This is a genomic window from Desulfobacteraceae bacterium (genome assembly GCA_022340425.1).
In the GTDB taxonomy this organism is placed as follows: domain Bacteria; phylum Desulfobacterota; class Desulfobacteria; order Desulfobacterales; family JAABRJ01; genus JAABRJ01.
Genome location: JAJDNY010000081.1, coordinates 17,448 through 28,535, shown reverse-complemented (window position 1 = coordinate 28,535; position 11,088 = coordinate 17,448). Strand labels below are relative to the sequence as shown.

The 11,088-nt window shown below is 61.8% G+C and carries 9 protein-coding genes and 1 rRNA gene; 4 read left to right on the top strand and 6 right to left on the bottom strand.

Features of this window, described 5'->3' with window-relative positions:
• The 4 genes from rrf to LJE63_07510 form a co-directional block, all read left to right on the top strand.
• Positions 1 to 86, top strand: a 5S ribosomal RNA gene (rrf, locus tag LJE63_07525); the annotation flags it as partial.
• Between the two features lie 254 nt (positions 87 to 340).
• Positions 341 to 1,951, top strand: a complete 1,611-nt coding sequence (locus tag LJE63_07520; GenBank protein MCG6906458.1) for a fumarate hydratase — start codon at positions 341 to 343, stop codon at positions 1,949 to 1,951.
• 298 nt (positions 1,952 to 2,249) lie between these two features.
• On the top strand, positions 2,250 to 5,912 hold the full coding sequence (gene nifJ, locus LJE63_07515; protein MCG6906457.1) for a pyruvate:ferredoxin (flavodoxin) oxidoreductase: 3,663 nt from the start codon (positions 2,250 to 2,252) through the stop codon (positions 5,910 to 5,912).
• A gap of 103 nt (positions 5,913 to 6,015) precedes the next feature.
• Entirely contained in the window at positions 6,016 to 6,729 is a 714-nt protein-coding gene (locus tag LJE63_07510; protein MCG6906456.1) for a YkgJ family cysteine cluster protein, read from the top strand.
• Positions 6,730 to 6,746: 17 nt separating this feature from the next.
• Here LJE63_07510 and LJE63_07505 read toward each other — a convergent pair whose 3' ends face one another.
• The 6 genes from LJE63_07505 to LJE63_07480 form a co-directional block, all read right to left on the bottom strand.
• Positions 6,747 to 7,694 carry a nitrous oxide reductase accessory protein NosL gene (locus LJE63_07505; protein MCG6906455.1) on the bottom strand — a complete coding sequence of 316 codons (948 nt, stop codon included), beginning with the start codon at positions 7,692 to 7,694 and terminating at the stop codon, positions 6,747 to 6,749.
• Between the two features lie 75 nt (positions 7,695 to 7,769).
• Complete coding sequence (locus tag LJE63_07500; GenBank protein MCG6906454.1) at positions 7,770 to 8,606, bottom strand: nitrilase; 837 nt, start codon at positions 8,604 to 8,606, stop codon at positions 7,770 to 7,772.
• 30 nt (positions 8,607 to 8,636) lie between these two features.
• Positions 8,637 to 9,098, bottom strand: coding sequence for an AsnC family transcriptional regulator (locus LJE63_07495; GenBank protein ID MCG6906453.1), 462 nt, complete (start codon positions 9,096 to 9,098; stop codon positions 8,637 to 8,639).
• Positions 9,095 to 9,499, bottom strand: coding sequence for a secondary thiamine-phosphate synthase enzyme YjbQ (locus LJE63_07490; GenBank protein ID MCG6906452.1), 405 nt, complete (start codon positions 9,497 to 9,499; stop codon positions 9,095 to 9,097). Before LJE63_07490 ends, LJE63_07495 begins: the two co-directional genes overlap by 4 nt.
• Before the next feature lie 217 nt (positions 9,500 to 9,716).
• A complete protein-coding gene (locus LJE63_07485; protein MCG6906451.1) occupies positions 9,717 to 10,037 on the bottom strand; it encodes a TusE/DsrC/DsvC family sulfur relay protein in 321 nt (106 codons plus the stop codon).
• Between the two features lie 204 nt (positions 10,038 to 10,241).
• Entirely contained in the window at positions 10,242 to 11,087 is an 846-nt protein-coding gene (locus LJE63_07480) for an FAD/NAD(P)-binding protein (GenBank protein MCG6906450.1), read from the bottom strand.
• Position 11,088 lies beyond the last annotated feature (1 nt).

Sequence of the window (11,088 nt, the reverse complement as noted above, 5' to 3'; positions counted from 1 at the left end):
TTCCCATCCCGAACACGGAAGTTAAGCTCTTTAGCGCCGATGGTACTGCACGGGAAGCTGTGTGGGAGAGTAGGTCGCCGCCGAATTCTTCACCAAACCCCAGACCGACTGAATTCGGTCTGGGGTTTTTTGTTTCGGCATATCCAAAAGGGCTTCAACCCTCTGTCCGGCGGGCCGGTCCCCGGGTCACAGGACCTTCCAATGCCATCAGGCCGGCTGCACCCGACCGGCGGTGGTTTATTCCCTTGCCAGCCCCTCCCCCGATCCGTTATAGAATCATACTGGCGGATGCAATCTTGAAAGCCGTTTTTGGCGGAATACCGAAAGGAGAGCTGGCGCGATGGTTGAGTTTGCATATCAGGAAATGTTTCCCCTGGGCGAGGACCCCACGGAATACCGGCTTTTGAGCCGGGAGTTCGTCTCCACCGATTCTTTCAACGGCCTTGAAATCCTGAAGATCGCCCCGCAGGGGTTGACCCTGCTGGCCGAAAAGGCGTTCAAGGATGTCTCGCACCTCCTGCGCCCCGGGCATCTCGACCTGCTGGCCGAGATTTTCAAAGATCCGGAGGCCTCCGCCAACGATAAAATGGTGGCCCTTGAAATGCTCAAAAATGCGGTCATCAGCGCCGAGGGGCAATTCCCCATGTGTCAGGACACCGGCACCGCCATCGTCATGGGCAAAAAAGGCCAGCAGGTCTGGACGGGCGGTGGCGACGAGCAGGCCCTTGCGGAAGGTATTTTCAACGCATACACCCGCAACAACCTGCGCTACTCCCAGAATGCCCCCTTAAGCATGTTCGAGGAGAAAAATACCGGCTGCAACCTTCCCGCCCAAATCGAGCTCTACGCCACCGAGGGCGAGGCCTACAAATTCCTCTTCATCGCCAAAGGGGGCGGCTCCGCCAACAAGACCTACCTCTTTCAGGAAACCAAGGCGGTCCTCACGCCGGCGACCCTGCTACCCTTCATGGTAGCCAAAATGAAAACCCTCGGAACGGCCGCTTGCCCCCCCTACCATTTGGCATTCGTCGTCGGCGGCACCTCGGCGGAACTGAACCTCAAAACCGTCAAGCTGGCCTCTGCGGGCTACCTGGACGGCCTGCCCGAGACCGGCAACGCGGGAGGCCGCGCCTTCCGCGACAAGGCGCTGGAAGCGCAGGCGCTGCAGGCCTCCCGGGAACTCGGGATCGGCGCCCAGTTCGGCGGCAAATACTTCTGTCTGGACGTCCGGGTCATCCGCCTCCCCCGCCACGGGGCCTCCTGCCCCATCGGAATGGGGGTCAGCTGCAGCGCCGACCGCAACATCAAGGCCAAGATCACCCGTGACGGCATCTTTCTGGAAAAGCTCGAGCAAGACCCCGCGCGCTTCCTGCCCACCCTGGAAGCCGAGGCCCGAAAAGCGGTGCGCGTCGATCTGGATCAACCCATGAGCGCGATCCGCGCCGTCCTGAGTGCCCATCCGGTGGCAACCCCCCTGCTGCTGACGGGTAAAATCGTCGTCGCCCGGGACATCGCCCACGCCAAGCTCAAGGAGCGCCTGGACCGCGGCGAAGACCTGCCCGAATACTTCAAGGACCATATCATCTACTACGCCGGACCGGCCAAAACCCCCGAAGGTTACCCTTCAGGGTCCTTCGGCCCCACCACCGCCGCCCGGATGGACCCCTACGTACCCCTTTTTCAAAAAAGGGGAGCCTCGCTGGTCATGCTGGCCAAGGGCAACCGGACCCGCACGGTGACGGAATCCTGCAAAACCCACGGCGGCTTCTATCTGGGCTCCATCGGCGGGCCGGCAGCCAGGCTCGGCAAAGAGTGTATCACCCATGTCCGGGTCCTGGAATACCCCGAGCTGGGCATGGAGGCCATCTACGAAATAACCGTCAAAGATTTCCCGGCCTTTATTCTCATCGACGACAAGGGCAACGATTTCTTTGACAGCCTGTTGGGCTGACCACCGGCCCACCGCCGCAAGCCGGCGCCCGCCCCCGAGTTCACTTGAGCGGCGGCCGCCGCGCCCCACTGCCCTGCGCTTCGCCGGCCGGGCCTCTATATTTTCCCGCGCTGCGGGCCGTGGGTTACAGCCACCGAGTGGCACATCCCGACGCCATCCTGCGGATTTTGTTGGATACTTTTTCTTTACAAACCCCGTCCGGTATCATAATGATCTAGTTCTAAAAATGGCTTTGAATCGGAAACAGGCCCCTGTACCTGGCTTATTTTAGCCCTCAAATCACAGTAAGGAGCGATTTATGGCAAAAACAATGAAAACCATCGATGGCAATACAGCAGCCGCTCACGTGGCATACGCCATGAGTGACGTGGCCGCGATCTACCCCATCACCCCCTCCTCCCCCATCGGGGAGATAGCCGATGAGTGGGCCGCCGAGGGGCGTAAAAACATCTTCGGTCAGACCCTGACCGTGCGCCAGCTGCAGTCCGAAGCCGGTGCGGCGGCCGCGGTCCACGGCTCTCTGGCAGCCGGCGCGCTGACCACCTCCTTCACCGCTTCCCAGGGCCTGCTGCTGATGATTCCCAATATGTACAAAATGTCCGGGGAACTGCTGCCGGGCGTTTTGCATGTCACCGCGCGGGCCGTTGCCGCCCACGCCCTCTCCATCTTCGGCGACCACCAGGACGTCATGGCCGTCCGGCAGACGGGCTTCAGCCTGCTGGCCTCGGCGTCGGTCCAGGAGGCGATGGACCTGGGGCTGGTGGCGCATCTCGCCGCCATCGAGGCCAGTGTCCCCTTCCTGCATTTTTTCGACGGCTTCCGCACGTCCCATGAAATTCAGAAAGTCGAGATGATCGATTATGCCGATATGGCCAAGCTGGTCAACTGGGAGGCCGTGCGGTGCTTCCGGAAACGCGGCGCCAACCCGGAAAGACCCGAACTGCGGGGAACTGCTCAGAATCCGGACATCTACTTCCAGAACCGTGAGGCCGTCAACCCCTTTTACGAGAAAATCCCCGCGATCGTCAGCGACTACATGAAAAAAGTCGGCCGCCTGACCGGCCGCGCCTACAAACCTTTCGATTATGTCGGCGCCCCGGATGCCACCCGGGTGATCATTTCGATGGGCTCCTCGTGTGAAACCATCGAGGAGGTGGTCACCCACCTGGCGATTCAGGGCGAGGCCGTCGGCCTGATCAAGGTCCGCCTCTACCGGCCCTTTTCAACGGCGCATCTGCTGGCGGTGCTGCCGGCCTCGGCCGACCGCATCACCGTGCTGGACCGCACCAAAGAGCCCGGGGCCATCGGCGACCCCCTCTACACGGACGTCTGCACCGCCTTTATGGAGCGCGGCGACATGCCGACCATCCTCGGCGGCCGCTACGGGCTGGGATCCAAGGAGTTCAACCCCGGCATGGTCAAGGCGATCTTCGACAACATGAACGCCGTGGGCCCCAAAAACCATTTCACCGTCGGCATCGACGACGACGTCAGCCACACCTCGCTGGACTTCGAGGAAGGCTTCGACGTGGCGCCGGAAGGCACCGTGCAGTGCAAGTTCTGGGGCCTGGGCGCCGACGGCACCGTCGGGGCCAACAAAAGCGCCATCAAGATCATCGGGGACAACACCGACCTCTACGCCCAGGCCTATTTCGCCTACGATTCCAAAAAATCCGGCGGGGTCACCATGTCCCACCTGCGTTTCGGCAAAAAACCGATTCAGTCCACCTACCTGATCGATTCGGCGGACTATATCGCCTGCCACAAAGACAGCTATGTCAACATCTACGATGTGCTGGAGGGGATCAAAACCGGTGGCACCTTCTTGCTCAACTCCCCCTGGAGCATGGCGGACATGGAGGAAAAACTTCCGTGGGCCATGCGGCGCACCATCGCCCGCAAGAAGCTCAAGTTCTACAATATCGACGCGGTCAAAATCGCCCAGGAAGTGGGGCTCGGCGGCCGGATCAACATGATCATGCAGACCGCTTTCTTCAAGCTCGCCAACGTCATCCCGGTGGAAGAGGCCATCAGTTATCTGAAGGATCAGATCAAGAAGATGTTCGGCCGCAAGGGCGAAAAAATCGTCCAGATGAACAACGACGCGGTGGACAAGACCCTGGAGAATCTGGTGGAGATTAAATATCCCGAGTCCTGGGCGGCGGCGGCCGAGGTAGCCACGCCGGCCGCTGACGAGCCGGAATTCGTCACCAAGGTCCTGCGCCCGATGGTGGCCCAGCAGGGCGACAAACTGCCGGTCAGCGCCTTCAGACCCGACGGCATTTTCCCCGTGGCCACCACCCAGTACGAGAAACGCGGCGTCGCCATCATGGTGCCCGAATGGATCATGGAAAACTGCATCCAGTGCAACCAGTGCGCCATGGTCTGCCCGCACGCCACCATCCGGCCGTTTCTGCTGACCGACGAAGAAATGGCCGCCGCACCCCAAGGCTACGAGGCCAAAAAAGCCCTTGGCAAGGAACTCAAAGGCTACAACTTCCGGATGCAGGTCGATACCCTGGACTGCATGGGTTGCGGCAACTGCGCCGACATCTGCCCGGCGAAAAAGAAGGCCCTGGTGATGAAACCGCTGGCCACCCAGACGGAGGTCCAGATCCCCAACTGGAACTACAGCCTGGCGGTGCCCAACCGGGCCCGGCTGATCAAACGCGGCAGCGTCAAGGGCAGCCAGTTCTACCAGCCCCTGCTGGAGTTCTCGGGTGCCTGCGCCGGCTGCGGCGAAACGCCCTATGCCAAGCTTCTGACCCAGCTTTTCGGCGAGCGCATGGTGATCGGCAACGCCACAGGCTGCACCTCCATCTGGGGCGGCTCGGCACCGGCGATTCCCTACTGCGTCAACGAGGACGGCTTCGGCCCGACCTGGGGCAACTCCCTCTTCGAGGATCCGGCGGAATTCACCTACGGGATGTTCCTCGGCCAGCTGCAGCAGCGCGCCAAGCTGGCCGATTTGGCCAGCGACGCCCTGAAAACGGAGATTGCGCCGGAGGTTCGAGACGCCCTCCAGGGCTGGCTGGACAACCGCAAAGATGCCGAAGGCTCGCGTAAATACGGCGACGAACTCAAAAAGCTCCTCCCGCAATACCCCGAGAACCGCCTTCTGGCCGACATCAACACCTATGCCAAACTCTTCACCAAAAAATCCTACTGGATTTTTCTCGGCGACGGCTCGGCCTACGACATCTCCTTTGGCGGGCTCGATCATGTCATGGCCAGCGGGGAGGACATCAACATCATGGTCTTTGACACCGAGGTCTACTCCAACACCGGCGGCCAGTCCTCCAAGGCGACGCCCATCGGCTCGGTGGCGAAATTCGCCGCTTCCGGCAAAAAGACCGCCAAAAAGGATCTTGGCGCCATGGCCATGACCTACGGTTACGTCTACGTCGCCAACGTGGCGATGGGGGCCAACAAGCAGCAGCTGATCAAAGCCTTCACCGAAGCCGAAAGCTATGACGGCCCCTCCCTGATCATGGCCTACTCGCCCTGCATCAACCACGGCATCAAAAAAGGCATGGGACGCAGCCAGGAGGAATCCCGCCTGGCGGTTGCAAGCGGTTACTGGCCCCTTTACCGCTACAACCCGCAGCTCAGGGCGGAAGGCAATAACCCGTTTATCCTCGACTCTAAGGAACCCGACGGGTCGCTGCAGGAATTTCTGGCCGGCGAAGTCCGCTACGCCTCCCTGAAGCAGACCTTCCCGGAGGAAGCCGCCAGGCTGGACGCCCAGTTGGAGGCTCAGTACCAGGAACGCTACCTGATGCTCAAGAAGCTGGCCGAACAGGATCTGCCCCAGGTGGGGGTGGCGCCCGAGGAGGCGGCGGCGGTGGCGCCCCAGGAAACACCGGCAGAAAAGGACCCCAGCTGCACCCTCTCCGGCACCGCCGAGCACGCCGGTCGGGAGGGCCAAGACGAGCCCTGTGATGACGGCCGCGCCGGTTAAAGCCCGCAGCGACCGAAATCAACACTGACCGGCCGCCGTGACTTGGCGCCAAAACCTCAAAGGCCGCCTGCAACCGCAGGCGGCCTCTGTCTCAAGAGCCCCCATGACCCGCCCCGAAAGGCCATTTCCAGCGGAATCCCCCACCGCCTGCCGCCGCTGCGGCGCATGCTGCATCAAAGGCGGCCCCGCCCTGCACCGCGAAGATCTGCCGCTGGTCACCCGGGGCGTGATCGGCCTCCGGTTTCTTTACACCCTGCGTGAAAGCGAGCTGGCGATGGACAATGTGGCGGGGGGCCTCTGCCCCGTTTCCGATGACATCATCAAAATCAAAGGGCAGGGACAAGGCTGGACCTGCGTTTTTTTTGACGCCGCCGCGAAGGGGTGCCAGATCTACGCCAGCCGGCCGGCGGAATGCCGGGTCCTCAAATGCTGGGACCCCGGCCAACTGACGGCCATGTATGCCCGCGACCGCCTCACCCGCCGCGATCTGATCGCCGGGGTCGACGGTCTGTGGGAATTGGTCTTGCACCACTCCCAACGGGTATCCCACGGCCGCATTCGGCGGCTGCTGGCAACCGCCGGGAACCGGGGTCTGGATCCGGACACGAGCGCCGCCCTGATGGCCATGGTCCGCTATGATCTCAGCCTGCGGGAGGTTCTGGTGGAAAAGGGCAAGGCCAAGCCCGATCAGCTGGATTTCCTCTTCGGCCGGCCCCTCACAGCAACCCTGCCGCCCCTCGGGCTGACCTTCACCCGCTCCACCGGCGAGCTGCGACTGGTTTACAGGCCTGTCGCCCCTCCCCTGCCGGACCGGTAATCGGCAGGACCACCGCTTTACTGCGCCGGCTTTTCCGGCGTGAGCCGATCCGGCTGCACCGCCTTGAAGCCCAGGACCTGCCCGCCGTTTTTTTGGGAGCAGGAAACGGCGTCCGCGCGGCGGGAAAAGGGCAGGGCCTCAAACCCCATGGGCCCCAGAACGCGGCTGCCGACCACAAAATAGGCGGTTTCGGCGCTGATCCACTCGCCGCTCTCGTAGTCCTTGACCCACGCCCAAAGGGGGTCGTCGGCCGCCGCTTGACCATAGGCGCCTGGGTTTTGCAGAAAGGTGAAGAGGCACTGGGTCGAGCAGAAATGCCGGGTGCGGCCCCCGGCGACGAGCACCTGACACTGATGACGGGGGTAGCGGGCCGGGAACATCTGGCAGACGGGACATTCGTCCTGGCCGTCGACCGGTGACACGATTTTGCCGGTTGCCAGCCGCCGCTCCCCGATCACCCGGTTTTCAGCCGGCAAATCGGCCGTGGCGGCCGCCAGGGCCGCGGCGAAGTCCACCGACTGGCCGCCGCAGCGGGCGGCGAACGAGCGCGCCGCCGCGGCCGATGCAAACGCCGGCTTGCTGTTGGCGGTCATCGTCCCTTTGGCCCGTGAGCCCAGCACGAAAACCGCCGTCTCGGCAGGCACCATCGTTTTCGGCTCCAGGTAGAGCGCGACCCTCACCCGCCGGGGGCTTTCGCCGGATTTGAGCGCCAGATCCGCCAGACAGTGCAGCGAGCAGACGCTCTGGGGGCCGTTTGAATTCTCAAAAGAAACCCAGGTCCTGGCCCACATGGCGCGCGCCATGCCGCAGTTGGGGCAGCGGCCGCGATAATGTTCCTGGGCAGGGGCGAGGGGGTGAGCCACCTCGCAAGGCTCCTGGGCCATGGCAGGCCGCCAGAGGATAAAAATCAGGGGCAGGCTTGCGCCCAAAACCCAGATCTGCAAACGCTGACGAAAAGGTCGCATCCTCTTTTCTCCCTTCATCCAAGCCAGATTCGCGCCAAAAGCCCGCAGGAGCGCCGCCCGCTTTTTTTTCGTCCCTCACCCCGGGGGCATTAACGGACCGAAGAGATCCGCACGCCGGCGGGCCAAAAAATAGCGCATGCGGTGTTCGCGGATGTCTTCCAGGTCGCTGCGCTTCAAATCCACCCGCAGCATCGCCTCCTCGGTGCTCAGGGTTTGGGCCAGGATCGCGCCGGAGGGTCCGATGGCCACCGCCAGCCCCGGGAAGAGCAGCCCGCGCCCATTTGCCCCGACCTGATTGACGGCCGCCACAAAAACGCCGTTGTCGAAAGCGCGCGCCGGCAGGTGGCGGCACCAGGAGGCCAGTTTGGTCGCAGGGGATCCCCGGGGCGAGGCATGCGGCATCAGGATCAGGTCAGCCCCCGCCAGCGCCATGCAGGTCGAAAGCTCCGGGAAATGGGCATCGTAACAGAGTTGAACACCGAACTGCCAGCCTTTGGTGGTGAAAAGCGGTACCTGCTCCCCGGCCGTGTAGCGGCCGATCTCAGGTGGCGGGAGATGCAGTTTGCGATAGACCTGCACCGCGGCCCCGGGGACGGCCACGAGTTGGGTGGCAAACGCCTGCCCTGCAGCCGTGCCCCTTTCCACCAAACCGGCCAAAAGCGTTATCTTGAAGGCCGCCGCCGCTTCCGCCAAGCTGCGGCTGGTGGGCCCGGGAATCGTCTCGGACAGGGGGCGGGCGTTTGGGGAGATGTCGTAGCCGGTGATATTGAGTTCCGGAAAAAAGACCAGGTCGGCACCGGCGGCAGCCGCCTTTTGCGCCCAGGCGACGGTCCGCTCCAGATTGACAGCCGGTGAATCGGCCCGGGAGTGAAACACCACGGCTGCAATCCGAAGGTCGTTTGGCATGGGCATGGGGGCGGGTCGAACCGCCGCAGCGGGCCCTCAGAGATCGAAATGGGCCTTGATTTTGAAAACGCGCGTGGCCGGCAGGTTGAGAATCCCGGTGATGCCGGTTTTGCGTGAAATTTCAGAGAGGTTTGACGTGATTTCGTCCATGGACGGGGCGATGAAAGTGAACCAGATGTTGAAGTGGTTGTCGCGCTGGTAGTTGTGGGTCACCCCGGGATAGGCGTTGACCACCACGCTGAAGGCCGCCACCTGGTCTTCGGGCACGCTGGCGGCACAGAGGGTGCTGACGAAGCCCAACTTGTCCGGGACAAAATTGCCCCCGATGCGCCGGATGATGCCCTTGGCTTTCAAGCGCCGCAGCCGCTGCAAAACCTCTTCTTCGCTCAGCCCGAACTCCTCCCCGATGGCCGCGTAGGGCCGCAGAGTCAAGGGAAAATCGGACTGGATACGGTTTAAAATCGCCCTGTCGGTATCGTCCATCTTGACACGGCTCATTCGGTAAAGGCCCCTTCCCAGATCCGCACATGCAGTTGCCGCCGGCGCGGCCCGTCAAACTCGCAGAAAAAGACCGCCTGCCAGGTTCCCAGCACCAGACGGCCCTCGGCGATGGCCACGGTTTGAGAGGCACCCACCAGGGTGGATTTGATATGCGCGGCTGAATTGCCTTCCAAGTGGCGATAATCCGACTGCCACGGGATCACCTGGTTGAGAACCTTGAGGATGTCGGCCGGCACGCTGGGATCGGCATTCTCGTTGATGGTCACCGCCGCGGTGGTGTGGGGGACGAAGAGCAGGCAAAACCCAGACTTGACGCCGGTCTCCGCCACCATGGCTTGAAGCTTCTGGGTGAGGTCGATGAACTCGGTGCGGGAATTGGATTGAACCGATAGCAGCATGACGGCCTTCTCTGGCGCCGCGGAAGGACGGGGGGGTGACCGTCGCAAAGGCCCATTTTCCACCGTCCACTCCGGCTGAAGGGGTGGCGGTTTCGGCCCCCGCGTGCTCTCAGCCGCCGAAGCCGCGGAGGTTTCAAAAGAAAAAGGCCCTGTACGCAGACAAGGGCCTTTTGGATCACAAAAACAACTTCGGATGAATCAATTTAGCCCGATCGGCTTAGACGCATCCCGTCGGCTTGGGCAAACCCGCCATTTTACAGGCTCCCTTGCCCGGCCCTGAGGGGAACAGCTCGTAGATGTGCTTCAGTTTGAAGCCGGTAACCTTGGAGAGCACGCGGACCATCGGGGCGATGCCGTTTTTCTCGTAGTAGTCCTGAAGGACGGTGATGACTTTCTTGTGTTCGTCGTTCAGCTCTTCAATGCCTTCCTGGGCCTTGACGTACTGGACCCACTCGTCGCATTTACCGTCTTGATAATTACCGATGAAGCCGTCTTCGTCTACTTCAAAAGATTTGCCCATGAATTCAACTGTTGCCATTTTTTAAAACCTCCTTTTGATTTCCAAATTACTGGCGTTCCGCCGGTTATCCTCAACTCGTCTGAATTTAGTCAAGATTTCCTATAATATTGCACCCGCCTTGTCAACACGAAAAACGCTCCGCCTGGGGCATTTCGGCCCGGCTTGCGGCTCTTTTGCCGTTGGGCCGGGTCTGCGCCGCAGCCCTTGCGCGGCGGCCGCAGGCTAATACTCCTTGGGCATATCGTTGAGCTGCGCCAGCGTGAAAACCGGCCCATCCTTGCAGACAAAGTCTTTGCCGATGTTGCAGCGCCCGCAGATGCCGATGCCGCACTTCATCCGCATTTCCAACGACATGATGATCTGGTCGTGGCCGTAGCCGAGTTTGTCCAACACCGGCTGGGTAAACTTGATCATGATGGGCGGCCCGCAGATGATGGCATAGGTATCGGGGTCCGCCGGGGGGGCTTTCTGGTCGGTGATGGTGGGCACAAAGCCGGTATTGTATTTCCAGTTGGGGTCGTCGGTGCCGTCCACGGTGATGTGCATGTGAATGTCGTCGCGCCGCTCCCAGGCGGCCAACTCATCGCCATAGAGCAGCATGCCCGGGTTGCGGGCACCGTAGATGACGTGGATGTCTTTGAACTTCGGTCGATTGTCCGGCTCCAGCATGTACACGATGGAGGAGCGCAGGGTGGTGAACGCGAACCCGCCGCCGATGATCACGACGTTTTTGCCCTCCAACACCTCCCAGGGATAGCTGTTGCCCAAAGGCCCCCGAATCCCCATGATATCCCCGACCTTCATGTTGTGCAGGAAGGAGGACACCAGGCCGACCTTGTTGACGGTGAACTTGACGAACCCCTTTTCAGTGGGTGAGGAGGCGATCCCGATGGGGATTTCCCCTTTGCCCGGGATGGAGAGCTCGGCAAACTGGCCGGCGCGGTAGGCGAAGCGCCCCTCGTCGTCGGGGTCTAGAAAGACGAATTTGAAGGTTTTCAGATTCCGGTCTTCGGTTTCGGTAATGATCTCGTCAATCCGGACCGGGTATGGCAGATATGGATTGCGCACG